Below are 23,754 nucleotides of genomic sequence, written 5' to 3'. Positions count from 1 at the left end.
GGAACGCCTTGATCGGCGGCAGTCGCAACGGCGTCACGGCATGGCCGCCTCTGGGGCGCTCCGGCGTGCGCTGGGCACGGCCGGAGGTGAGGGCATGACGCGGGCCGGTCGAAGGCGTACTGGAGGGTGTCCGGGATGCCGGGCCGGGCGACCGCGGTGTTTCAGTGGCCCTGTTCGTCGCGGCGGCGCTGCCACCGCTGCTCGATCCGGTTCATCATCGACTTGCGCTGACGGGGCTGTCGACGAGCTGCTGCGCCCGCCGTCTCCCCCAGGGTCTGCTGCTCACCCGGCTTGGGCGCTTTGCGCCATCCGGTGACTGCCAGGACCGCGCAGCCCAGCATGACGAGGAATCCCACCACACTGATCAAGATGATCTGCGCGACCATTCCGGCCATGAGGAGCGCGATACCCACCAGGAAGCCTGCAACCGCCTGGTAGACCCGTCGCCGGGTGTACGTACGCAGCCCGCTTCCCTCAAGCGCTGTAGCGAATTTGGGATCTTCGGCGTACAGCGCTCGCTCCATCTGCTCGAGCATTCGCTGCTCGTGCTCCGAGAGCGGCACGGAGTCCTCCTAGTCGTCGGCCGCGGGGGCGACCGTTTGCGGCCCTTTCAGGATAGGCAGGGAATCGCCCCCGTGAAACCCGCCCTCTAGCCACTTCGACAGTTTGGGCCGCCACGGCGACTTTGGCTGCTGAGGCCTAGATTCCCCAACCTCCGATCCGTCATGCCGGATGGTGTCCCTCGATCATACGGGGCGAAGGACACGATCGGGGGGTCTGTGGCGTACTCCATCTGCGGCTGCGCCGCTGATCAGCCGCGCTTCTCGCCCAGTACGTGCAGCTGGGTGGCGACCGAGTGGAAGGCGGGCAGCTCGGCGGCGGCGGCCTCCAGCTTGAGCAGGGCGTCCAGCGCGCCCGGCTCGGTGTCCACCAGGACGCCGGGAACGAGGTCGGCGAAGACGCGCACTCCGTGCACCGCGCCGACCTCCACTCCGGCCCGCTCGGCCAGTTCGGTGAGCTGTTCGGCGGTGAAGCGCCGGGGGATCGGGTCCGCGTCGCCCCAGCGGCCGGCCGGGTCGGTGAGCGCCTGGCGAGCCTCGGCGAAGTGCCCGGCGAGGGCCCTGGCGATGACCGCGCCGCCGAGCCCGGCGGCGAGCAGGCTGACCGCGCCGCCGGGCCGCAGCGCGGCCACGGCATTGCTGACGCCCTCGGCCGGGTCGTCCACGAACTCCAGGACCCCATGGCAGAGCACCGCGTCGTAGCCGCCGCGCTCCACCACGTCGAAGAGGCCGTGGACATCGCCCTGGACGCCCCGGACGCGGTCGGCGACCGATTCCTCGGCGGCCCTGCGCTCCAGCGCGAAGAGCGCGTTGGGGCTGGGGTCGACCACGGTGACCCGGTGGCCGAGCTGGGCGACGGGCACCGCGAAGGACCCGCTGCCGCCTCCGGTGTCGAGGACGTCCAGGGCGTCCCTCCCGGTGGCCTTGACCCTGCGGTCGAGTGCGTCCTTCAGGACCTCCCAGACCACGGAGGTGCGCAGGGAGGCGCGGGGCGGGCGCGGCGGGTTTGCCCCGCGGGCGGACGGGTCCGGCACGGCAGTTGACTCCTCGGGCGGTGGCGCCCCGGGCCGCTCGGAGGCGGGCGGGGCGGGCGTGGAACCGCGACCGGGGTCCGGGGACCGCAGGTCGGGGGCTTTCGCGGTGGACGGTGGGCTCTCGTCGAGCGCCTCCCGCGAGGGAGGCCCTCATGCGGCTGAGGACATCACCCACCCTATTGCCTCCCTCCGCGAGACCGCCGCCGCGTCCCGCCCCTCGGCCGCCCCGGGCCCTCGCCGGACCGGCGCTCATCCGGTCGCCGGGTCGGCCCGGGGCCGGGGCAGGGCGGGCCCGAGGGACAGCAGGCGCTCGGCCAGCCGGAGGAACATCCCCGCGTCCCTCAGCAGCTCGTCGGCCTCGCCGCCGCTGGCCGCGCCGCGTATGCCGGCCTCGGCGCGCGCCCGGCGCGGGGCGCCCGCCGCGAAGTGGGCGCTCCACTCGGCCAGTTCGGGAGCGGATTCGGGCAGCAGCTCCCAGGCGCTGCGGATGCCCGCCCGGCGGCCCCGGCGGGCGGGGGTGCCGCCGCCCCGGGCGGCGGCGGGCGGGCTGTCGGGATACCCCCGGGCGGCGAGCACGGCGGCGGCGGTGCGCAGGGCGGCCAGATGGGCGGTGGCGTACCGCTCGTTGGGCACGGTCAGGGCGGCGGCCTCGGCGAGACCGGCGCGGGCCTGGGCGAGGAGGTCGAGGGCGGCGGGCGGCGCCGAGGCACGCCGCGCGACGGGGTGCACATCGCTCGCGGGCCCGGTCGGTGAGGGGACAGGGCCGGTGGCACGGCGCCGGTGAGCGGCAGCCAAGTGGTCGCTGGCCATGACGAGCCTCCTGTCGTCGTGTGACGGCACTGTGGCCGTATGTGTCCATCGTGCGGGACCCCACTGACAATCCGCCCTGACCTGCGCTTTTGCTTCAACTGTCGATCCGGCGCTAACTTTTGCACTGACTGGTCAGTATAAAAATGGGGAGGGTACGTGGACAGCCCGCACGGGGCGGCCGTCTTCGCGGAGGGGTTCGGGCTCAAGGGCCCGCGCGGCTGGGCGTTCCGCTCGGTCGGCATCGACGCCGGGCCCGGTTCGCTCATCGCGATCGAAGGCCCCTCCGGCTCCGGCCGGACCTGTCTGCTGCTCGCGCTCACCGGCCGGATGCGTCCCTCCGAGGGCCGTGCCGAGGTCGGCGGGCTGCCGCTGCCGCGCAGGATGGCCGCCATCCGCCGGATCAGCGCGCTCGGCCCCGTCCCGTCGGTGAGCGAACTCGACCCCTCACTGACCGTCGACGAGCATCTGCGGGAGCGCGCCCTGCTCCAGCGCCGGTTCGACGGCTCCCTGCGCGCCCTGCTGCGCCCCCGCTCCGAGCGGGTCGCCGCGGCCCGGGGGCGGATCGAGGAGGCGCTGTCCGGGGCCGGTCTCGACCCGGCCTCCCTGGCCAGGGCGGGGCGTACGCCCGTACGCGAGCTGGAGCGGATGGAGGCGCTGCGGCTGTCGGTCGCGCTCGCGCTCATCGGCCGCCCCCGGCTGCTCGGCGTGGACGACGCCGATCTGAAGCTCTCCGACGCCGACCGGGTGGAGGCGTGGGACCTGCTGCGCTCGGTCGCGGCCTCGGGGACGACCGTGCTGACGGTGTGCAGTCAGGCCCCGGAGGGGGCCGTGGTCGTCCGGGCGGGCAACACCGAACCGGCCGGACCCGCCGAACCCGCCGAACCCGCCGACACCGACACCGCCGAGGTCATCGGCACCGCGACACACGAGGGGGAGGGGACGGCCGATGCGTTCGCCGAGACTGGCCGCGCTTGAGCTGAGGCGATTCGGCAGGGGCAGGCTGCCCCGGGCGGCGGTGGTCGCGATCGTGCTGCTGCCGCTGCTGTACGGCGCGCTGTACCTGTGGTCGTTCTGGGACCCGTACGGCCGGCTGGACCGGATCCCGGTCGCCCTCGTCAACGACGACAAGGGGGCCACCGCCGACGGCAAGAAGGTCACGGCCGGCGACGAGATCGCCGAGAAGCTGCGTGACAGCGATGTCTTCGACTGGCACGAGGTGAGCGCGGCCAGGGCCCGCGAGGGCGTCGAGGACGGCGCGTACTACCTCTCGCTGACCATGCCGAAGGACTTCAGCGAGCGCGTCGCGTCCGGTTCCGGGGACAGCCCGGAGGCCGGCGCCCTCCAGGTCCGCACCAACGACGCGAACAATTACATCGTCGGGCAGGTTTCGCGGACGGTGTTCGCAGAGGTGCGCACCGCCGCGTCCACCAAGGCGTCGCGGTCGTTCCTGGACCGGATCTTCATCTCCTTCTCCGACATCCACGGCGCGACCGAGGACGCGGCGAAGGGCGCCGACGATCTGAAGGGCGGCATCGGGGACGCGAAGGAGAGCTCCAAGAAGCTCGCCGACGGCCTGCGGAACGCCAAGGACAACACCGGCAGACTGACCGGCGGGCTCGCCGAGCTGAACAAGGGCGCGGGCGATCTGGAGGCCGCCGCCCGGCAGCTCGCCGGCGGCACCCGGGCGGCCAACGAGCGGGTCAACGGCATCGCCGACGGTGTCCGCCCCTATCTGAAGAACGACGGCAAGTCGATCGGCGAGGCGGCCCGGCTGGTCACCGAGGCCTCCAAGACCATTCGTTCCGGACTGGGCGAGCTGACGACCGCGGCCCCGGGCGCGGCGGCCCGGGCGCAGAAGGCCTCCGACGAGCTGGCCGCGGTCCACCGGGCGCAGTGCGTCGACCCGGCGAAGGCACCGGCGAAGGCACCGGCGGAGCCTCCGGTGGAGGGCGCGGCGGCTGGCACGGCCGAGGAGACGGCCGCTCCCGCCGCCTGCCCGGCGCTGGAGCGCGCCACGGCCCTGGCCGCCGAGACCGCCACGGCGGCGGCGGGCGTCAGCGCTCTGGTCAAGGACAACCAGGAGGAGCTGCGCGCGCTCGACGCCCGCGTCGCCGACCTGGAGAAGAAGTCGACGGCCCTCGCCGCGCGCTCGCCCGGGCTGGAGAGCGATCTGGCGGGCGCCCTCGACAAGGTGGGCGCGCTCGACTCGGGCGCGCAGAGCATCTCGCGGGGACTGACCGAGCTGCGCACCGGGCTGTCCGGGGCCCAGTCGGGGTCCAGTGAGATCGACAGCGGGGTGGACAAGCTCAAGAAGGGCGCCGGGGCCCTGGACGGCGGCCTGTTCAAGCTCGCCGACGGCTCCGCCGAGCTGGCCGGCGGACTGCACGACGGTGCGGCCAAGATCCCCGACTACGACGAGAAGGACCGTGACCGGCGTACGGAGGTGATGGCCGACCCCATCCAGCTGGCGAACCAGACCCTGAACAAGGCCCCCAACTACGGCACCGGGTTCGCGCCGTACTTCATCCCGCTCTCCCTCTGGGTCGGCGCGATGGTCGCGTACATGATCATCGCTCCGATGAACCGGCGGGCGCTCGCGGCGGGCGGCTCGGCCTGGCGGATCGCGCTGGCGGGCTGGCTGCCGGTGGTGGCCATCGGGCTGGTGCAGGTCGGCGCACTGATGGCGGTGCTGCACTGGTCGCTGGGGCTCCAGATGGCGCACGCGGGCGGCACGGTCGCCTTCCTCGCCCTCGTCATCGGCTGCTTCGCCTCGATCATCCAGTGGCTGAACGCCCGCTTCGGCGCGGCCGGGCGGATCCTCGTCCTGGCGGTGCTGATGCTCCAGCTGACCTCGGCGGGCGGCACCTATCCCGTCCAGACCAGCCCGGCGTTCTTCAACGCGATCCATCCGTTCCTGCCGATGAGCCATGTGGTGGAGGCCCTGCGCAGGCTGATCACGGGCGGCGGGCTCGACCCGGTGTGGCAGGCGAGCGCGGTACTGCTCGCCTTCACCGCGGGCGCGCTGGCGCTCACCGCGCTGTCCGCGCGGCGCAAGCAGGTGTGGACGCTGGACCGGCTCCATCCTGAGCTGAGCCTGTGAGCGGGCCGGCCCGCGACGGGTCCGGCGGCGGGTCTCGCGGCGGAACGGAGCCCGTGAAACCCGCGAGACCTGTGAGAATCGGCGCCATGGACGCGAGCGACAGCAGCAGCACCAGACGCCGGGCGACCCGGGCGAAGCTCTACGAGGCCGCCGTGACGCTCATAGCCGAGCAGGGCTTCTCCGCCACCACGGTGGACGAGATCGCCGAGCGCGCGGGGGTCGCCAAGGGCACGGTCTACTACAACTTCAAGAGCAAGACCGAGCTGTTCGAGGAGTTGCTGCGGTACGGCGTCGGTCTGCTGACGGCGTCCTTGCAGTCGGCGGCGGACGACACGGCGGCGCGCGGCGGCACCAAGGTCGAGGCGCTGGACGAGATGATCAGGGCCGGACTGGCCTTCATCGACCGCTATCCGGCCTTCACCCAGCTCTTCGTCGCCGAGCTGTGGCGCACCAACCGGGCCTGGCAGTCGACGCTGCTGGTGGTGCGTCAGCAGGCGGTGGCGGTGGTCGAGACGGTGCTGCGGGAGGCCGTCGAGAACGGCGAGCTGAGCGAGGAGATCGACATCCCGCTCACCGCGGCGGCGCTGGTGGGGATGGTGCTGGTGGCGGCGCTGGACTGGCAGTCGTTCCAGCGGGAGCGGTCGCTGGACGATGTGCACTCGGCGCTGTCGCGGCTGCTGCACGGGCGGGTCGGCGGGCGCTGACGGGGCCGGGCCCGGGGCCCCAGCAGGAGACGGAAAGCGCCGGTCCGGCGGGACTCCCCCGAGTCTCCGCCGAACCGGCGCTTTCCGTCTCCCCCCGCTTCCCCCGTACTCCTCCCCCGTGATCCCCCCGTGTCCCGGATGTGTTCCCCCGGGTCCCCCCGTGGTGCCGGGGACCTCCCTCGCGGGAGGTGCCCCGTCCTGCTCCCCCGTCACTCCGGGGGAGCCGCGCCGTTCCGCCGCCCCGTGTCGGCGGTGCCGGTGCCGCGTCCCCCTCGGTGTGCTCCACTCTTCCGTCCCCGGCGGGGGCGTCCCATCCGCGCGCGTACTCATTCGCGGGGCTAGGTATAGGTATCCGTACTCAGCCGCGCGCTGCCGCCCGTTCCCCGGTCCCCACTGGTTACGATCGCCCCCGTGTCCGTACTCCCCCTTGTCTTCACGAGCGGCTGGGCCAGCGGGATCAACGCCTACGCGGTGGTTCTGCTGCTGGGCCTGTTCGGGGCCGCCGGGATCACCGACGAGGTGCCCGAGGCGCTCCAGCGGACCGATGTCCTGGTCGTCGCCGGGGTGCTCTTCCTGTGTGAGGCGGTGGCCGACAAGATCCCGTACGTCGACTCCGTGTGGGACACCGTCCACACCGTGATCCGGCCGGTGGCGGGCGCGGTGGTGGCCGCGCTGCTGGCCGGTGAGTCCGGCTCGCTGCCGGAGATCACCGCCGGGGCGGTGGGCGGCACGACCGCGCTGATGAGCCATCTGGTCAAGGCGGGCACCAGGATGGCGGTCAACACCTCGCCGGAGCCGTTCAGCAATGTCGCCCTGAGCACGGCGGAGGACGTGGGGGCGAGCGGCATTCTCGCCTTCGCCCTCTTCAACCCGGTGGCGGCGGCGATCATCGCCGCGACACTGCTGGCGCTGGGGATCGTCGCGCTGTTCTTCCTCGCCTCGCGGATCCGGCGGTTCCGGCGCCGTCGGGCCCAGCGCCGGGAGGAACGGCGGCTGGCGGACTCGGCGGGCGCGTCAGTGGGTACGCCGGGGATCCGGCCTCCGGAGTGAGCGCCGTTCAGTCGCCGGTGGCGGTGGGCCGGTGGTGGACGTACTCGACCTCCGTGCCGTCGGGGTGCCGGACATTGAATCCCATGCCGGTGGGGACCTCCTGGAGCGGGACGGTGATCTCCGCGCCCGCCGCGAGGAGCCGGTCGTGGTACGGCCGCACATCGGCCACCAGCAGGGTTCCGGCCGTCGCGCGGTAGGGCCGCACCTCCTCCTCGCCGCCCTCGATGAGAAGGAACGCGCCGACCGTCGCGAGCCGGAGCGCGCCGAAGGAGAACCTGGCGTCGGCCTCCGTCCCCTGGAGGCGCTCGTAGAAGTCGATGCCCGCGTCCAGGGCTCCGGGCCGGAGGAAGACCCGGACGAGGACACGGGGTTCGGTGAGGCCGGACGAGTCGTTGCGCCGCCGCCACACCGGGGAGGGCCGCTGGTTCGTGTTCGTGCTGTTCGCTGTCATGCCGCCAGGCTCTCCTTGACCGGCCGCCGTAGACAGGCCACCGTTCATGGGGTGAGCGAGACTCATAGGATCATCGGCATGGAGGGGTCCCTGCGCCGCGAGTTGGGCGCTCATCTGCGCGCCTCACGGGAGCGGATCGGCCCGGAGGACGTCGGCCTCTCCGGGGGCGGCCGACGGCGCGCCCCGGGGCTGCGGCGCGAGGAGGTCGCCGCGCTGGCCGGGGTCAGCGTCGCTTGGTACACCTGGTTGGAACAGGGCAGGGTGGCCACGTCGCGGCAGGTCGTCGACGCGGTGTGCCGGGCGCTGCGGATGGAGCCGGACGCGCACCGGCACGCTCTCGCGCTGGCCGGATTCCTGCCCGCCGCGCCACTCGCGGGACCGGGGCCGGACGGCGTCGGGGCGGAGACCCTGCGGCTGATCCACGGCTGGGGGACGGCCCCGGCGCTGGTCCTGGACGAGCGGCTGGACATCCTGGCCGCCAACGCGGCCCACCGCCGGCTGTGGGGCGACCCGGAGGACCTCCCCGAGGAGCGGCGCAACCTCCTGCTCCAGCTGGCCTCCGGCCCCGCGGGCGACTACCGGCTCGTGGACGGCGAACCGCTGCTGCGCGGTCTGTACGAGCAGTTCCGCACCGCCGCCGGGCATGTCCCCGACGATCCGCGCGCCGCGGACATCACCCGGCTGCTGCACCGGGCCCGGCCCGACGCGGCCGACCGGTGGCAGTGCCGGACGGTCGCGAACTTCCCGCCCACCACGGTCGAGGTGCGCGCCGCAAACGGTCTCCGAGGCGGTACGGACGCGCTGCGGCTGACCTTCTCGCTGCTGCGCCCGGTGGCGGAGGCGGGGGTGCTGCTGCTCGTCCAGGCCCCGGCCGACCCGGCGGCGCAGGAGCTGCTGGAGCGTCTGGCGCGCGACCCGGCCCGAGGCCGGCCGGGCCTGGGCTGACCGGGGCTGGGCTGACCGGGGCTGGGCTGACCGGGGCTGACCTGGCCTTTCCCGGGCCCGGGGAGGGATTGTCGGTGGCGGTCGATAGAGTCGTCGGCATGGCACGGATTGCGGTGATCGGCGCGGGGATGGGCTCGATGGCGGCGGCTGCCCGGCTGGCCGTCGCGGGCCACCGGGTGACGGTGTACGAGCGCTCGGCGACGTACGGCGGCGCGGTGGGCTCCTTCGAGCGGGACGGCTTCGTCTTCGACACCGGGCCGGGGCTGCTGCATCTGCCCGCCGTCTGGCGGGATCTGTTTCTGAAGACCGGCCGGGAGCCGCTGGAGCGCTGCGTCTCGCTGGTCCAGGTCGACCCGGCGAGCAGACATCTCTTCGCCGACGGCTCCGAGGCGACGCTGCCCGACGCCTCGCGGGCGGGCATCGTCACCGCGCTGGAGTCGGCGCTCGGCGGGGGCGCGGGCGAGCGCTGGGGCGCTTTCCTGGGCCGGGCCCGGGACGCCTGGGACCGCTCGCGGCGGCCGCTGCTGGAAGAGCCCCTGTGGCCCGACTGGCGGGTGCTGGAGCGCGATCCCTACCCCGCCCCGAAGCGGCGCGGGCTGCTGCGCACCCGGCAGGCGGCCACGGTCGCCGAGGTGGGCGCGTGGGAGCTGGACGATCCCCGGCTGGCGGCGCTCTTCGAGGGATGTGTGCTGGGGTACGGGCTGGATCCCCGCCGCGCGCCCGCGAGCGCCGCGCTGCTGCCGTACATGGAGCAGACGTTCGGCAGCTGGTATGTGGAGGGCGGGCTGCGGGAGCTGGCCCGCGCGGTGTACGAGCGGTGCGCGGCCCGGCGGGTGGAGTTCGTCTTCGGGGCGGAAGTCGTCTCGGTCGTGGAGCGGGACGGCCGCGCGGCGGGCGTCGTGCTGGCGGACGGCTCGGCGGCCGAGGCCGATCATGTGGTGGCGGGCGGCGGGCCTCCTTCGACGGCCCCCGGCCGGGAGCTGTGGGGCGAGGGCGATGTCCGGCCGCCGGAGGAAGCGGGCGGCGGACCGCTGCCCGGCAGGCTCTCGGTGCTGCTGGCGGTCCGGGGGGCCAGACAGGCGTCGGCCGTGCACCGCGGTGTGGTGCACGCGCCGGACACCGGCGTCGAGGCCGCGGCCGTGTTCGGCGGGCGGGTCGCGGAGCTGCCCACCGTCACCGTGCTCCGGCCCGACGATCCGCGGACCCGTCCGGACGGGCGCCATGAGGCGATCACCGTCTCGGCGACGGTCGCCGGCCACGGGGACGGCGGCCGGGCCGGGGTCGACTGGAGCGACAAGGCGCTGCGGGAGCGCTGTGCCGAGACACTGATCGACGCCGCCGCCCGGTCCCTGGGCGAGAGCCCGGCGGCATTGCGCGAGCGGGTGCTGTGGCACGAGATCCTGACCCCCGCCGAGACGGGCGGCATACCCGCGCCCGCGCTGGCCGGGCCCGGCGGGCGGCATCTGCGCCCGGCGAACACCACCCGGCTGCCGGGGCTCTATCTGGCGGGAGGCTGGGCCCATCCCGGCGGCGGACTGGCGCACTCCGGGATGTCCGGCGCGCTGGTGGCCGGTCTGATCGTGGAAGGCGCGGACTTCAAGGGCTCGCGGTAAAGGGGCCTTACAGCGGTCGCCGGGGACCGGACGGGTCCCCGGCGGCGCGGGCTCAGTAGCGGTACTGCCCCTCGTCGTGCTCGGGGCCGTAGCCCTGGGGCGCGGGCTGGTCCTGCTGCTCGGTGTCGCGCTGCTGCGGCACCCAGACCCCGCCGGGAGGGGTGTCCGTGTAGGACTGCTGCGGGTAGTACGCGTCCGAGCCGTACTGCTGCGGGTTGCCGAAGCTGTCGTAGCTCTCGAAGGCGTTGTACTGCTGGCCGCCCACATAGGGGTCGGAGTAGGCCGCGTACTGCTGCTGCCCGGCGGCGAACTCGTCCTGGCCGGGCGGCTGATGCTGCGGCTGGTCGCCGTAGTAGGGGTCGTACGCGCCGTAGCCGTCGCCCTGGCCGCCCTGGTCGGGCGCGGGCGCCGCCTCGGGGTCGGGGCCGGGGCCGGTGTAGACGCCGTACCCGTTGGTGTCGTCGGGCATCGGCTGGGGCTCGTAGACCGGCTCGGGGCCGAAGCTCGCGGAGCCGAAGTCGTCGACGGCGGGCGGGTCGTAGGAGAGGACCCCGGTCTCCTCCAGGCCGGAGACCTGGAGCGCGGGCTCGCGCCCCTCCTCCTCGTCGCCGTCCTTGCGGCGGCGGCTCGCGCCGGGCCGGCCGCCGATCGCCCAGCCGGTGGAGAAGCCCCGGCGGAAGGAGAGCGTCACACAGGTCTGCCCGATGGCGAAGGCGATCGCGCCGAGCCCGATCACCACCACGGAGGGGATCAGAACTCCCAGGACCACGCCCAGGAATCCGCCGAAGGCCAGCAGCCGCCAGCGCAGCCGCGCCTTGTACTGCAGCAGCACCTCACCGAGCAGCCACAGCGCCACCACGCCGAATGCGATGTAGAGGACCGTCCAGCCCATGCCCGCCCCTCTCCCTCGGCCCCCGCCCCGGGGCGGGGCGGCGGAGCCGATCAGGACTGCTGGTGCAGTCCGAGATTCTCGTATATCTCCAGTGTCGCGGTGGAGTTGTTGAGCGTGATGAAGTGCAGCCCGGGAACACCCTCGGAGAGCAGCTCCGCACAGAACTCGGTCGCGAACTCTATTCCCATGGAGCGTACAGCGGCGGGATCGTCCTTGACGCTGAGGATCCGTTCTTTCAGTCCATCCGGGAACGCGGCATTGCTCAACTGGGCAAAGCGTTCGAGCTGTTTGACGCTGGTGACGGGCATGATCTCCGGGATGATCGGAGTCTCGCAGCCCGCCGCCTCCACGCGGTCGCGCAGCCGCAGATAGTCCTCAGGACGGAAGAACATCTGGGTGATGGCGTAGTCGGCCCCGGCCCGGCACTTGTCGACGAAGTGACGGATGTCGCTGTCCCAGTCCTGGGAGCGGGGGTGCATCTCGGGGAAGGCGGCGACGCCCACGCAGAAGTCGCCGGACTCCTTGATGAGCCGGACCAGTTCGGCCGCGTATCCCACGCCCTGGGGGTGCTTGACCCACTCGCCCATGGGGTCGCCGGGCGGGTCTCCCCGGACGGCGAGGATGTTGCGGATCCCCACATCGGCGTACTGGCCGATCATATTGCGGAGTTCGGCGATGGAGTGGTCGACCGCCGTGAGGTGGGCGACGGGGGTCAGGGTGGTGTCGGCGGCGATCTGCTCGGTGGCCCGGACCGTGCCGGCGCGGGTGGAACCGCCCGCGCCGTAGGTCACGGAGACGAAGCTGGGGGCGACCGCCTCGACCCGGCGCAGCGCGTTCCAGAGGTTGCGCTCGCCCTTCTCGGTCTTGGGCGCCCAGAACTCGAAGGAGTAGGAGGTCTTGCCGGTCGCGAGCAGCTCGCGCACGGTCAGTGCGCGGTCCGTCCTGATCGAAGGGGTTCCGAGGGCCATACCCGCAGGTTACCGAGGGTCGGGGGAGCCCCCCAACACAAGTCCACCAATCGGACACACGCAGCCCGCGAATAGGCTTGATCGCCACGCCTTGTAACGGCTGGTATCAGACGGTGTGCGGTGATGGGCGCCGATGTCTCAGCCGAGGTCGCGGGCTCGGATCCGCTTGCTGAGGGCGGCCGTGGCGGCGGCCGGGTCGGCCGCCTCGGTGATCGCCCGGACGACGACGATCCGGCGGGCTCCCGCGTCCAGCACCTGGTCGAGGTTGTCCGCGTCGATGCCGCCGATGGCGAACCAGGGGCGGTCGGTCCCCAGCGCGGCGGTGTACCGGACGAGGTCCAGTCCGGGCGCGTGTCTGCCGGGCTTGGTCGGGGTGGGCCAGCAGGGGCCGGTGCAGAAGTAGTCCACGCCCGGCTCGACGGCGGCGGCGGCCGCCTCGGCGGGGGCGTGGGTGGAGCGGCCGATCAGGGGGGCCGGGCCGAGGATGGCGCGGGCGGCGGGGACGGGCAGATCGCCCTGGCCCAGATGGAGCACATCGGCCCCGGCGGCGTGGGCGACGTCCGCCCGGTCGTTCACCGCGAGCAGTGTGCCGTGCCGGCGGCAGGCGTCGGCGAGGATCCGCAGCCGCTCCAGCTCCTCGGCGGCCTCCAGGCCCTTGTCGCGCAGCTGCACGATGTCGACGCCGGAGGGGAGGACCGCGTCGAGGAACTCGGCGAGGTCTCCCTGGCGCTTGCGGGCGTCCGTGCAGAGGTAGAGCCGGGCGTCGGCGAGCGACGGGCGCTTCGTGGGCATGGTGAGATCCCCCCGGGTGTCGCGGGGTGCGGGCGGGTGCGCGCCGGGGAGGCGCGGGGGTCCCGCCCGCACACCGCTGTGGTGTGTCGGCTGGGTCAGCCGGGTATGGGCGCGGCTCTCAGACGGCGAGGGCCTGGGCCCTGCGCTTCACTTCGGTGCCGCGGTTCTCGGTGAGCGCCTGCGCGGGGGTGCCCGGCAGGCTGGGGTCCGGGGTGAAGAGCCACTCCAGCATCTCGGCGTCGGTGAAGCCGTCGTCCCTCAGGAGGGTCAGGGTGCCGGAGAGGCCCTTGACGACCTTGTCTCCGTCGATGAAGGCGGCGGGCACCTGGAGCGCCCTGTTCTCACCGCGGCGCACGGCGATCAGCTGGCCCTCCTTGACCAGCTGGCGCACGCGCGTCACCTCGATGCCGAGGGACTCGGCGATGTCGGGGAGGGTGAGCCAGGCGGGTACGAGGGCATCGATCTTTGCGTCAATCTCGGTCACGGGACAAGCCTGCCATCTGGGACTGACAGTCGGTAGCCGGGCTCCGCCCCGATCTGTGTCCGGGAATCCGGAATCCTGGAATCGTACCTGGTCAGAGCCGTTTCACCGACTCGCTTCAGCTTCCGGACGACGCGGCCTTCAGAGGTACGGCGGGGTCGGCGGCCCGCCGGGCGTCCAGCCGGGCCCCGGAGAGGATCAGCTTGCGGCCCTGTGCCAGATCGCGGGGGCGGTCCACGGCGAGCAGGGCGACGAGGGCCCCGTCGCGCAGCCACAGCACCGTCCAGGCGGCCTCGCCGGGCCCGCCGCGCCACAGGATGGTGTCGGCGTCGGCGTGGTCCCCCGCGTACTGCGCGAAGCGGCCGAACTGCTCGGACCAGAAGTAGGGCACCGGGTCGTAGCTCACCGGCGGCTCCCCCGCGCCCGCCGCGATCACATTGGCGGCGACGGTCCGGGGCCCCTGGAGGGCGTTGTCCCAGTGGTGCACGAGCAGCCGCCGGCCGTAGCGGGCGGAGGGGAAGGAGGCGCAGTCCCCGACGGCGTGGACGTCGGGGAGGGAGGTACGGAGGGACTCGTCGGCGGTGATCGCGCCGCCCGGGTCGGTGGCGATGCCGGAGCCGGCGAGCCAGCGGGTGGCCGGCCGGGCCCCGATGCCGACGACGACGGCGTCGGCGGGCAGCCGCCGGGGCGCTCCGGTCCCCGCGTCGACCACGACCGTGCCGGGCTCGACGCCGGTGACCCGGGCGCCGGTGATCAGTTCGACGCCGTGCTCCGCGTACCAGCCGGCCATGGGGGCGGTGACCTCGGCGGGCAGCGAGCCGGCCAGGGGGCGGTCGGCCGCCTCCACCACGGTGACCGCGCAGCCGGCGGCGCGCGCGGCCGTGGCGAACTCCGCGCCGATCCAGCCCGCGCCGACGACCACGATGTCGTGGCGGGCGGCGAGCACGGGACGGAGTCTGGCGGCGTCGTCGAGGGTGCGCAGCAGATGGACGCCGGGGACGGCTTCGACGCCGGGGAGGGTGACGGGCTCCGCGCCGGTGGCGATGACGAGGGTGTCGTACGGGACGGGTCCGGCCTCGGTGTCCAGTTCACGGTCGGCGGGCCGGAGGCCGGTCACCGCGCGGCCGAGGATCAGTTCGATGTCGAGCGCCTCGAAGTCCACGTCGAAGGCGGAGCCCTCGGCGGTGCCGAGGAGGACGGCCTTGGAGAGCGGCGGCCGGTCGTAGGGCTGGTGGGGTTCGGCCCCGATCAGGGTGATCCGGCCGGTGAAGCCCTGTTCCCGCAGGGCGACGGCGGTCTGTACGCCCGCCATGCCCGCGCCGACGACGACCACGCGCCGTGCCCGCCCCTGACTCCGCTGCTCAGTCGCATCATTCACGGGTCAACCTTACGCAGCTGACATACCACCAGAAAAAGGCCCTGCCTCGCCGCCGCCGGGCAGCTCCTCGACCACGCTGGTGCCGCTGCCCTCCCGCGACTCCCACTCCCAGGTCTCCGCCAGCCGCACCCGGCCGTCGGGGAGTTCGGCCACGGTGGAGACGCAGTGGCCGCAGGAGGTCGCGCCGTCCGCCGTCAGCTGGACGTAGCGGAAGTCGAGACGGTCGCCCGCGCGGGTGCCCACCAGATGGCCCCGGACCACGTCGCCGCCCGCGTACTCGGCCCAGATCACGCCGTCCCGCTCGTGATAGCGGAAGCGGGTGCCCGTGCCCACCTGGCCCGGCGCCTGGTCCGCGACCGGTGCGAGGACGAGTCCGTCGAGCGACCTTGCCATTGCCGTGCTCCCTCATGCCGAAGTCCGAAGTCCGAAGCCCGAGGCCCGAGGCTCGAAGCCCGTCCCTGTCCCACCGCGCCTTTCTGCGGGTCGGGCCCTGGGGTTAGGGTGGCCACCGTAAAGCACTCGCGGGAGCCCGGACGCACCGGGCTGAGAGGGAGGCTGGACGGCCTCCGACCGTACGAACCTGATCCGGGTCATGCCGGCGAAGGGAGGAGCCGACCACCCATGTCGCGTATCCCGGGCAGTCGTACCGGACCCGAAGAGGGCCGGCCGCCGCGACCGACGGACGTCCTCGTCATCGGGGGCGGGATCATCGGACTGGTCACGGCCTGGCGCGCCGCGCGGAGCGGAATGGACGTCACCGTCCTCGACCCGCGGCCGGGCGGCGGGGCCGCGCGGGTCGCCGCCGGAATGCTGGCCGCCGTCACCGAACTGCACTACGGCGAGGAGACCCTGCTCGCCCTCAACCTCGAATCCGCGCGCCGCTACCCGGCCTTCGTCGCCGAGCTGGAGGAGGCGAGCGGGCAGGAGGTCGGCTACCGCGCCTGCGGGACCCTCTCCGTCGCCCTCGACGCCGACGACCGCGCCCATCTGCGCGAACTGCACGCCCTCCAGCTGCGCTCGGGACTGGAATCGCAGTGGCTGAGCGGCCGTGAGTGCCGCCGTCTGGAGCCGATGCTGGCACCGGGCGTACGCGGCGGGCTCCGGGTCGACGGCGACCACCAGGTCGATCCGCGCCGGCTGACGGCCGCCCTGGTCACCGCCTGCGAACGGGCCGGGGTGGTGTTCCGCCGGGCCTGGGCCGAGCGGCTCTCGGTCGTCGGCGGCCGGGCCGCCGGAGCCGTACTGGACGACGGGAGCGAACTCGCCGCCGGGCAGGTGGTGCTGGCGGGCGGCAGCCTCAGCGGACGTCTCGCGGGCGTCCCGCCCGAGGTGCTGCCCCCGGTCCGGCCGGTCAAGGGCCAGGTGCTGCGGCTGACCGTGCCCGTCGCCTTCGGCCCCTTCCTCTCCCGGACCGTGCGGGCCGTGGTCCGCGGCAGCCATGTCTATCTGGTGCCCCGGACCAATGGCGAACTCGTCGTCGGCGCGACCAGCGAGGAGCTGGGCTGGGACACCACCGTCACCGCGGGCGGGGTGTACGAGCTGCTGCGCGACGCCCATGAGCTGGTGCCGGGCATCACCGAGCTGCCGCTGACCGAGACCCGCGCGGGGCTGCGCCCCTGCTCCCCCGACAACGCGCCGCTGCTCGGCCCGACCGAGCTGCCCGGACTCCACCTGGCCACCGGGCACCACCGCAACGGGGTGCTGCTCGCCCCCGTCACCGGCGATGTACTGGCGGCCGCGCTGGCCGGTGGGGCGCTTCCGGCGGAAGCCGGCCCCTTCACCCCCCGCCGCTTCTCTTCCCTCTCCCAGGAGCAGCCCGTATGAGCACCGTGCCCGTGGCCGTCTCTGTCTCCGTCAACGGCGAACGGCGTGAACTCACCCCCGGAACCACCCTGGACACCCTGATCGCGGAACTGACCACCGCGGGGGCGGGCATCGCCGCCGCCGTCAACGAGTCGGTCGTGCCGCGCGGCCACTGGTCCCGTACCCCGCTCGGCGACGGCGACCGGGTGGAAGTCCTCACCGCCGTGCAGGGGGGCTGACCGCGATGTCCGACGACCGGCTCGTCATCGCCGACACCGCCTTCGACTCCCGGCTGATCATGGGCACCGGTGGCGCCCCCAGCCTCCGGCTGCTGGAACGCTCGCTGATCGCCAGCGGCACCGAGCTGACGACCGTGGCGATGCGCCGTGTCGACCCCACCGTCCAGGGCTCGGTGATCTCCGTGCTCACCCGGCTCGGCATCCGGGTGCTGCCCAACACCGCGGGCTGTTTCACCGCGGGCGAGGCCGTGCTGACCGCGCGGCTGGCGCGCGAGGCGCTGGGCACCGACTGGGTGAAGCTGGAGGTCGTCGCGGACGAACGGACCCTGCTGCCCGATCCGATCGAGCTGCTGGACGCGGCGGAGACGCTGGTGGACGACGGCTTCACCGTACTGCCGTACACCAATGACGATCCGGTGCTCGCCCAGAAGCTGGAGGATGTGGGCTGCGCCGCGATCATGCCGCTGGGCTCCCCGATCGGCTCCGGGCTCGGCATCCGCAATCCGCACAACTTCTCGCTGATCACGGAGCGGGCCGGGGTCCCGGTGATCCTGGACGCGGGCGCGGGCACGGCGTCCGACGCCGCGTTCGCCATGGAGCTGGGGTGCGCGGCCGTGATGCTCGCCTCGGCCGTCACCCGCGCCCAGGAGCCGGTGCTGATGGCGGAGGCGATGCGGCACGCGGTGGAGGCCGGGCGGCTCGCGCACCGCGCGGGCCGCATCCCGCGCCGGCACTTCGCCGAGGCATCGTCGCCGGTCACCGGCCTGGCGGCGCTGGACCCGGAGCGCCCGGCCTTCTGAGCGCCCAGGGCCCCAGAGCCCCGAGCCGCCCGGCGCGACGGGGAGTGTCCGCGGCGGCTCGTAGAATCGCGGGGTGGACATGACCCTCCAGGACCCTCTTGTCGGGCAGGTGCTCGACGGCCGCTACCGCGTCGACGCGCGCGTCGCCGTCGGCGGCATGGCCACGGTCTACCGGGCCGTCGACACCCGTCTCGACCGCGAGCTGGCGCTCAAGGTGATGCATCCGGCGCTCGCCGCCGACGTCTCCTTCGTGGAGCGCTTCATCCGCGAGGCCAAGTCCGTCGCCCGGCTCGCGCACCCCAATGTGGTGGGCGTCTTCGACCAGGGCACGGACGGCCCCTATGTCTATCTGGCGATGGAGTACGTGGCCGGCTGCACCCTGCGGGACGTGCTGCGCGAGCGCGGCGCGCTCCGGCCCAGGGCGGCGCTCGACATCCTGGAGCCGGTGCTGGCCGCGCTGGGCGCGGCGCACCGGGCGGGCTTCGTCCACCGGGATGTGAAACCGGAGAATGTGCTGATCGGGGACGACGGCCGGGTGAAGGTCGCCGACTTCGGTCTCGTCCGGGCCGTCGGCTCGGTCACCAGCACCACCGGGGCCGTGCTGGGCACGGTCTCCTATCTCGCGCCCGAGCAGATCGAGGAGGGCGGCTCCGGCACCCGTACCGATGTGTACGCCTGCGGGATCGTCCTCTACGAGATGCTGACCGGCGTCAAGCCGCACTCCGGCGACACCCCGGCCCGGGTGCTCCACCGCCATCTGAACGAGGATGTGCCGGCCCCCTCGGCGGCCGTCCCGGGGCTCGCGGTCGCGCTGGACGAGCTGGTGGCCTCGGCCACCGCCCGCAATCCGGAGATCCGCCCGCCGGACGCGGTGGAGCTGCTGGCCCGGGCCCACCGGGCGCGCGCGGAGCTGACCGACGAGCAGTTGGACCTGGTGCCGCCGCGCGCCCGGGAGAGGGAGGCCGGGCGGTCCGCCGGGCCGGAGGACGAGCGTACGGACGTCATCGCCCGGCCGCTGCCCGGCGAGGAGCCGGGGGCCGGGCACACCGCGCTGCTCCCCCGGCCCGCCGCCGACCCCGGGCCGCGCCGTTCGGCGCGCCGCCGGACCGCCCTCGGGGGGCTCCCCCGCAGGGGCGTGCCGGCGGTCGTGCTGGCCCTGGTGGCGGTCCTCGTCACCGGCGCGGGCGTCTGGTACATCAACGCGGGGCAGTTCACCCGGGTCCCGGCCGTCATCGGCACGGCGGAGGGCGACGCCCGGCGGAAGCTGGAGGGCGCGGGGCTCGACGTCCGCGAGGTGCGCCGGGAGTTCAGCGAGACCGTCGGGCGGGGTTCGGTCCTCGGCAGCGATCCGGCGACGGGCGAGCGCATCCGGGGCAACGGCTCGGTGACGCTGATCGTCTCGCGCGGCCCGGAGACCGTCCGGGTGCCCTCGCTCAGGGGCGAGCCGCTCGACGCCGCCGAGCGGCGGCTGAAGGATGTCGGCCTCGCGCCGGGAGCGGTCTCCGAGGAGTTCAGCGACACGGTCCCACAGGGCTCCGTGATCCGTACGGAACCGGCGGCCGGGGCCCGGCGCGGGCCGGACTCCGCCGTGGCCGTGGTGGTCAGCCGGGGCGCGCCGATCGCCGTCCCGGACGTCACCGGGGACGGGGTGGACGAGGCGACCGCCGAGCTGGAGGGCGCGGGGTTCGAGGTCGAGGTCGCCCCGGACCGGGTGGACTCGCCGAAGGAGGCGGGGACCGTGGCCCGCCAGTCGGCGGCGGGCGGCGCGCGGCTGGCCGCGGGCGACACCGTGACCCTGACGGTGTCCAAGGGCCCGCGCATGGTCGTCGTGCCCGATGTCACCGGCGAGAGCGAGGACGACGCCAGGAGCGCCCTGGAGTCGGCGGGCTTCACGGTGAAGGCCGAGACGAGCTTCCCCTACCTCGGGGACACCGTGACCGGGCAGTCCCCCGAGGCGGGCGGCCGGGCCGCCGAGGGCAGCACGGTCACCATCAGGATCAAGGGCCTGTGATCCCCCCTCCGGGGACGGCCGGCCACCGCGGACAGCATCGACATCGAAGGACTGCGAAGACAGCCATGCGCAACCCTGTAGGCGGACATGTGCCCGTGGCGGGCGGTCTGGCCACCACCGGCCTGGGCTACGCCCACGACCTCAAGGCGGAGAGCCTCCAGGTCTTCGTGGCCAACCCGCGCGGCTGGGCGACGCCCGCCGGGAACCCGGCGCAGGACGAGGCGTTCCGCGCCGGGTGCGCCGAGGAGGGGCTGTCGGTCTATGTCCACGCCCCCTATCTGATCAACTTCGGCTCGCACAGCGAGGCGACCGCCGAGCGGTCGGTCGAGTCCATGCGCCACTCGCTGCGCCGGGGCCGGGAGATCGGCGCGCGGGGGGTGGTGGTCCACACCGGCTCCGCGACCGGGGGCCGCACCCGTGCGGTCGCGCTCGCCCAGGTGCGGGAGCTGGTGCTGCCGCTGCTGGACGAGCTGACCCATGACGACGATCCGTTTCTGCTGCTGGAGTCGACGGCCGGGCAGGGCGCCTCGCTGTGCTCCCGGGCGGAGGACTTCGGTCCGTACTTCGAGGCGCTCGACTCCCACCCCCGGCTCGGGATCTGTCTGGACACCTGCCACATCCACGCGGCCGGGCATGATCTCTCGGCTCCGCGAGGGGTGAAGGAGACCCTGGATCTGCTGGTGCGGACAGTGGGCGAGGGGCGGCTGAAGCTGATCCACGCCAATGACTCCAAGGAGGCGGCCGGTGAGCGCAAGGACCGGCACGCCAATATCGGGGCGGGTCACATCGGCGCGGAGCCCTTCGGGGAGCTGATGCGGCACCCCGCGACCGAGGGCGTACCGCTGATCATCGAGACGCCCGGCGGCCCGGAGGGGCACGCGGCGGACGTGGCGCGGCTGAAGACACTGCGCGGCTGAGCCCGGGCGGGCCCGGGGGTCTCAGAGCTCCGGGCCGTCGCCCGGCTCCTCCTGGTACGAATACCGCTGCTCCCGCCAGGGGTCGCCGAGGTTGTGATATCCCCGCTCCTCCCAGAAGCCCCGCCGGTCCGCGGTCATGTACTCCACGCCCCGGACCCATTTGGGCCCCTTCCAGGCGTACAGATGCGGCACCACGAGGCGCAGCGGAAATCCATGCTCGGCGGTGAGCAGTTCGCCGTCCTTGTGGGTGGCGAACATGGCGCGCTCGGAGGTGAAATCGGCGAGCCGCATATTCGCGCTGAAGCCGTACTCGGCCCAGACCATGACATGGGTGACATGGGGTGCGGGCGGCGCGAGATCAACGATCGTGGCGGCGGGCACACCGCCCCATTCGGCCCCCAGCATGCTGAACTTCGTGACGCAGTGCAGATCGGCGACGACCGTGGAGAAGGGGAGCTCCGAGAATTCCTCGTGGCTCCAGCAGTGCTTCTCGCCGTCGGCCGTGGCCCCGAAGACCCTGAACTCCCAGCGGTCCGGCTTGAACTTGGGCACGGGCCCGTAATGGGTGACCGGCCAGCCGCGTTGCAGCCGCTGCCCCGGAGGAAGCGCCGACTCCTCTGGTACGCCGTGTTCCCGGCTCTCCGGCTGACCCATGACTCAATGGTGACAGACCGGGAGGGGTGGTCATGACCAGGTCTGGCCCGATTCGGGCAACTCCTACTAAGGAGGCACTTACTGGACGGCCCTCGACGGCAATGCGAGGATGCGCGCATCTGCCCCCGAGGCCATACGCGTGGAAGGAGCACCCGCGATGCAGGGCGACCCCGAGGTCATCGAGTTTCTCAACGAGCAGCTGACCGGCGAGCTGACGGCGATCAACCAGTACTGGCTCCACTATCGCATTCAGGAGAACAAAGGCTGGACCAAGCTCGCCAAATACACGCGCGCCGAATCCATTGACGAGATGAAGCACGCGGACGTACTGACGGAACGCATTCTGTTCCTCGACGGTCTGCCGAATTATCAGCGGCTGTTCCATGTGCGTGTCGGCCAGACGGTCACCGAGATGTTCCAGGCGGACCGACAGGTCGAGGTGGAGGCGATCGACCGGCTCAAGCGCGGAATCGATGTCATGCGCGCCAAGGGCGATGTCACATCGGCGAACATCTTCGAGTCGATCCTTGAGGACGAGGAGCATCACATCGACTATCTCGACACCCAGCTGGAGCTGATCGAGTCACTGGGAGAGCCGCTCTATCTCGCGCAGCAGATCGAGCAGCCGGAGAGCTGAGCCGGGCCGGAGAGCCGAGCCGGACTGGACCGGACTGGACCGGGCCTCAGGCCGCGGCGTCCAGCCGCCCGAGGCCGACGGCGTCCGTGACGTCGGCGAGACCCTCGCCGGCGACGGCGAGCGCGGGCTTGCCCTGATCCAGCAGCTCGCGCCGGGGACAGCCGCCCCGCCCCAGGAGGGACTGGATCGTCCGCACACACGACCCGCAGTCGGTGCCCGCCTTGGAGGCGGAGGCGATCTGGCGGGGGGTGCAGGCTCCGGCCGCCGCGTGTTCCTTGACCTGCTTCTCCGTGATGCCGAAGCATGAGCAGACGTACACGCGGTTCACCTCCCGAGGGGACTGTCGGTCGCAGCCCCTGCCACTTACCTGGTGAGGCTAACCTAACCTTACCCGTCTTGAGGCCGGTGTAAAAGCAGTCAAAAGCAAGGTGGGGCACGGATCACATCGATCCGTGCCCCACCTCACGCGCTCAGAAGATCATCGGGCCCGGCGGTCCGCCGGGCCCGTCAAGATCACTGGTCGCGGTACATCTCGGCGACCAGGAAGGCCAGGTCCAGGGACTGGCTGCGGTTGAGCCGCGGGTCGCAGGCGGTCTCGTAGCGCTGGTGGAGATCGTCGACGAAGATCTCGTCACCGCCGCCTACGCACTCGGTGACATCGTCGCCGGTCAGCTCGACATGGATGCCGCCCGGGTGGGTGCCGAGCGCCTTGTGGACCTCGAAGAAGCCCTTGACCTCGTCGAGCACATCGTCGAAGCGGCGGGTCTTGTGGCCGGAGGCGGCCTCGAAGGTGTTGCCGTGCATCGGGTCGGTGACCCAGGCCACGGTCGCGCCGGAGGCGGTGACCTTCTCGACCAGCTCCGGAAGCTTGTCCCGGACCTTGTCCGCGCCCATGCGGACGACGAAGGTCAGCCGGCCCGGCTCACGGTCGGGGTCCAGCCGGTCGATGTAGGTGAGCGCCTCGTCCACCGTGGTGGTCGGGCCCAGCTTGATCCCGATCGGGTTGCTGATCCTGGACGCGAACTCGATGTGCGCCCCGTCGAGCTGGCGGGTGCGCTCGCCGATCCAGACCATGTGGCCGGAGACGTCGTACAGCTTGCCCGTGCGGGAGTCGGTGCGGGTGAGCGCCGACTCGTAGTCGAGCAGCAGCGCCTCGTGGGAGGCGTAGAACTCGACCGTGCGGAACTCCGCCGGGTCGGTGCCGCAGGCCTCCATGAAGTTCAGCGCGTTGTCGATCTCGCGGGCCAGCTGCTCGTACCGCTGGCCGGAGGGCGAGGACCGCACGAAGTCCTGGTTCCAGGCGTGCACCTGGCGCAGGTCCGCGTAACCGCCGGTGGTGAAGGCGCGCACCAGGTTGAGCGTCGCCGCGGAGGCGTTGTACATCCGCTTCAGCCGCTCGGGGTCCGGGATCCGGGCCGCCTCGGTGAACTCGAAGCCGTTGACGGAGTCGCCCCGGTAGGTCGGGAGCGTCAGGCCGTCGCGGGTCTCGGTCGGCTTGGAGCGCGGCTTGGAGTACTGGCCGGCGATACGGCCGACCTTGACCACCGGCACGGATGCCGCGTAGGTCAGGACCGCGCCCATCTGGAGCAGGGTCTTGAGCTTGGCCCTGATCTGCTCGGCGCCGACGGCGTCGAAGGACTCGGCGCAGTCGCCGCCCTGGAGGAGGAACGCCTCGCCCCTGGCGACGGCTCCCATCCGGGCGCGCAGCTGGTCGCACTCGCCTGCGAAGACGAGCGGCGGATAGCTCTCCAGCTCGGCGATCACATCGCGCAGAGCCTCGGCATCCGGGTACTCGGGCTGCTGCGCCGCGGGCAGGTCTCGCCAGGTGTTGCCACCTGCGGGGGTTGTCTTAGCGTTCACGGTCACACGGACCACAGTACGTGGTCACGCCGCGCATACCCCAAACGGACCAGTA

At 73.0% G+C, this 23,754-nt stretch carries 25 protein-coding genes and 1 riboswitch; of the genes, 12 read left to right on the top strand and 13 right to left on the bottom strand.

Annotated features, from left to right (window positions below):
- Nucleotides 1-161: 161 nt before the first annotated feature.
- The 3 genes from IE247_RS27350 to IE247_RS27340 all read right to left on the bottom strand — a co-directional run bounded on the left by IE247_RS27350 (nt 162) and on the right by IE247_RS27340 (nt 2,404).
- On the bottom strand, nt 162-563 hold the full coding sequence (locus IE247_RS27350; protein ID WP_190125974.1) for an SCO2097 family morphological protein: 402 nt from the start codon (nt 561-563) through the stop codon (nt 162-164).
- A gap of 248 nt (nt 564-811) precedes the next feature.
- Nucleotides 812-1,594, bottom strand: a complete 783-nt coding sequence (locus IE247_RS27345) for a class I SAM-dependent methyltransferase (protein ID WP_190125973.1) — start codon at nt 1,592-1,594, stop codon at nt 812-814.
- A gap of 249 nt (nt 1,595-1,843) precedes the next feature.
- Nucleotides 1,844-2,404: an SAV_6107 family HEPN domain-containing protein gene (locus tag IE247_RS27340; protein ID WP_190125972.1), complete on the bottom strand. Its 561-nt coding sequence runs from the start codon at nt 2,402-2,404 to the stop codon at nt 1,844-1,846.
- Between the two features lie 156 nt (nt 2,405-2,560).
- Here IE247_RS27340 and IE247_RS27335 point away from each other — a divergent pair, with 156 nt between their 5' ends.
- The 4 genes from IE247_RS27335 (at nt 2,561) to IE247_RS27320 (ending at nt 7,258) form a co-directional block, all read left to right on the top strand.
- On the top strand, nt 2,561-3,379 hold the full coding sequence (locus tag IE247_RS27335; protein WP_190125971.1) for an ATP-binding cassette domain-containing protein: 819 nt from the start codon (nt 2,561-2,563) through the stop codon (nt 3,377-3,379).
- Entirely contained in the window at nt 3,351-5,504 is a 2,154-nt protein-coding gene (locus IE247_RS27330; RefSeq protein ID WP_190125970.1) for a YhgE/Pip family protein, read from the top strand. Before IE247_RS27335 ends, IE247_RS27330 begins: the two co-directional genes overlap by 29 nt.
- Nucleotides 5,505-5,590: 86 nt before the next feature.
- Nucleotides 5,591-6,208 (top strand): TetR/AcrR family transcriptional regulator, encoded by a 618-nt coding sequence (locus IE247_RS27325; protein ID WP_190125969.1) that lies wholly within the window; start codon nt 5,591-5,593, stop codon nt 6,206-6,208.
- 411 nt (nt 6,209-6,619) lie between these two features.
- On the top strand, nt 6,620-7,258 hold the full coding sequence (locus tag IE247_RS27320) for a DUF4126 domain-containing protein (RefSeq protein WP_190125968.1): 639 nt from the start codon (nt 6,620-6,622) through the stop codon (nt 7,256-7,258).
- Between the two features lie 7 nt (nt 7,259-7,265).
- Here IE247_RS27320 and IE247_RS27315 read toward each other — a convergent pair whose 3' ends face one another.
- Nucleotides 7,266-7,709: a VOC family protein gene (locus IE247_RS27315; RefSeq protein WP_190125967.1), complete on the bottom strand. Its 444-nt coding sequence runs from the start codon at nt 7,707-7,709 to the stop codon at nt 7,266-7,268.
- 51 nt (nt 7,710-7,760) lie between these two features.
- Between IE247_RS27315 and IE247_RS27310 the strand changes: the two genes are divergently transcribed.
- Both IE247_RS27310 and IE247_RS27305 read left to right on the top strand, forming a co-directional pair.
- On the top strand, nt 7,761-8,654 hold the full coding sequence (locus IE247_RS27310; RefSeq protein WP_229869376.1) for a helix-turn-helix domain-containing protein: 894 nt from the start codon (nt 7,761-7,763) through the stop codon (nt 8,652-8,654).
- A 113-nt stretch (nt 8,655-8,767) separates the two neighbouring features.
- Nucleotides 8,768-10,267, top strand: coding sequence for a phytoene desaturase family protein (locus tag IE247_RS27305; RefSeq protein ID WP_190126056.1), 1,500 nt, complete (start codon nt 8,768-8,770; stop codon nt 10,265-10,267).
- Nucleotides 10,268-10,319: 52 nt separating this feature from the next.
- Here the strand turns inward: IE247_RS27305 and IE247_RS27300 are convergent, their stop codons facing one another.
- From IE247_RS27300 to IE247_RS27275, 6 genes are all read right to left on the bottom strand, one after another.
- A complete protein-coding gene (locus tag IE247_RS27300; RefSeq protein ID WP_190125966.1) occupies nt 10,320-11,159 on the bottom strand; it encodes a hypothetical protein in 840 nt (279 codons plus the stop codon).
- Nucleotides 11,160-11,209: 50 nt separating this feature from the next.
- Nucleotides 11,210-12,127, bottom strand: coding sequence for a methylenetetrahydrofolate reductase [NAD(P)H] (metF, locus tag IE247_RS27295; RefSeq protein WP_190125965.1), 918 nt, complete (start codon nt 12,125-12,127; stop codon nt 11,210-11,212).
- 138 nt (nt 12,128-12,265) lie between these two features.
- Nucleotides 12,266-12,919 (bottom strand): thiamine phosphate synthase, encoded by a 654-nt coding sequence (thiE, locus tag IE247_RS27290; RefSeq protein ID WP_190125964.1) that lies wholly within the window; start codon nt 12,917-12,919, stop codon nt 12,266-12,268.
- A gap of 118 nt (nt 12,920-13,037) precedes the next feature.
- On the bottom strand, nt 13,038-13,403 hold the full coding sequence (locus tag IE247_RS27285; protein ID WP_190125963.1) for an Rv2175c family DNA-binding protein: 366 nt from the start codon (nt 13,401-13,403) through the stop codon (nt 13,038-13,040).
- A 115-nt stretch (nt 13,404-13,518) separates the two neighbouring features.
- Nucleotides 13,519-14,712, bottom strand: a complete 1,194-nt coding sequence (locus IE247_RS27280) for an NAD(P)/FAD-dependent oxidoreductase (RefSeq protein ID WP_373305618.1) — start codon at nt 14,710-14,712, stop codon at nt 13,519-13,521.
- Nucleotides 14,713-14,787: 75 nt separating this feature from the next.
- Nucleotides 14,788-15,171 carry an avidin-fold protein gene (locus tag IE247_RS27275; protein WP_190125961.1) on the bottom strand — a complete coding sequence of 128 codons (384 nt, stop codon included), beginning with the start codon at nt 15,169-15,171 and terminating at the stop codon, nt 14,788-14,790.
- 118 nt (nt 15,172-15,289) lie between these two features.
- Nucleotides 15,290-15,403, top strand: a riboswitch (TPP riboswitch).
- Between IE247_RS27275 and thiO the strand changes: the two genes are divergently transcribed.
- The 5 genes from thiO (at nt 15,400) to IE247_RS27250 (ending at nt 20,548) form a co-directional block, all read left to right on the top strand.
- Nucleotides 15,400-16,602: a glycine oxidase ThiO gene (gene thiO, locus IE247_RS27270; protein WP_190125960.1), complete on the top strand. Its 1,203-nt coding sequence runs from the start codon at nt 15,400-15,402 to the stop codon at nt 16,600-16,602. Its footprint overlaps the riboswitch before it by 4 nt.
- Nucleotides 16,599-16,820 (top strand): sulfur carrier protein ThiS, encoded by a 222-nt coding sequence (thiS, locus tag IE247_RS27265; RefSeq protein ID WP_190125959.1) that lies wholly within the window; start codon nt 16,599-16,601, stop codon nt 16,818-16,820. Before thiO ends, thiS begins: the two co-directional genes overlap by 4 nt.
- A gap of 5 nt (nt 16,821-16,825) precedes the next feature.
- Nucleotides 16,826-17,620 (top strand): thiazole synthase, encoded by a 795-nt coding sequence (locus tag IE247_RS27260; RefSeq protein WP_190125958.1) that lies wholly within the window; start codon nt 16,826-16,828, stop codon nt 17,618-17,620.
- Nucleotides 17,621-17,693: 73 nt separating this feature from the next.
- On the top strand, nt 17,694-19,631 hold the full coding sequence (gene pknB, locus IE247_RS27255) for a Stk1 family PASTA domain-containing Ser/Thr kinase (RefSeq protein WP_190125957.1): 1,938 nt from the start codon (nt 17,694-17,696) through the stop codon (nt 19,629-19,631).
- A gap of 65 nt (nt 19,632-19,696) precedes the next feature.
- Nucleotides 19,697-20,548 carry a deoxyribonuclease IV gene (locus IE247_RS27250; protein ID WP_190125956.1) on the top strand — a complete coding sequence of 284 codons (852 nt, stop codon included), beginning with the start codon at nt 19,697-19,699 and terminating at the stop codon, nt 20,546-20,548.
- A 21-nt stretch (nt 20,549-20,569) separates the two neighbouring features.
- Here the strand turns inward: IE247_RS27250 and IE247_RS27245 are convergent, their stop codons facing one another.
- The gene (locus IE247_RS27245; protein ID WP_190125955.1) at nt 20,570-21,202 is read right to left on the bottom strand and encodes a sulfite oxidase-like oxidoreductase; all 633 of its coding nucleotides are present in this window, start codon (nt 21,200-21,202) and stop codon (nt 20,570-20,572) included.
- A gap of 157 nt (nt 21,203-21,359) precedes the next feature.
- On the opposite strand from IE247_RS27245, the gene bfr reads away from it, so the two are divergent.
- On the top strand, nt 21,360-21,839 hold the full coding sequence (gene bfr / locus IE247_RS27240) for a bacterioferritin (RefSeq protein WP_190125954.1): 480 nt from the start codon (nt 21,360-21,362) through the stop codon (nt 21,837-21,839).
- 46 nt (nt 21,840-21,885) lie between these two features.
- On the opposite strand, the gene IE247_RS27235 is transcribed toward bfr, so the two are convergent.
- Together IE247_RS27235 and IE247_RS27230 are read right to left on the bottom strand one after the other, a co-directional pair.
- Entirely contained in the window at nt 21,886-22,167 is a 282-nt protein-coding gene (locus tag IE247_RS27235) for a (2Fe-2S)-binding protein (RefSeq protein ID WP_190125953.1), read from the bottom strand.
- 185 nt (nt 22,168-22,352) lie between these two features.
- Nucleotides 22,353-23,705 (bottom strand): class II 3-deoxy-7-phosphoheptulonate synthase, encoded by a 1,353-nt coding sequence (locus IE247_RS27230; protein WP_190125952.1) that lies wholly within the window; start codon nt 23,703-23,705, stop codon nt 22,353-22,355.
- Nucleotides 23,706-23,754: the final 49 nt, after the last annotated feature.

Origin of the sequence: Streptomyces inusitatus, assembly GCF_014651115.1 — a bacterium.
Taxonomy (GTDB): domain Bacteria; phylum Actinomycetota; class Actinomycetes; order Streptomycetales; family Streptomycetaceae; genus Streptomyces; species Streptomyces amakusaensis.
The sequence above is the reverse complement of the archived record's forward strand: the minus strand, read 5'-3'. Positions and strand labels throughout refer to the sequence as shown.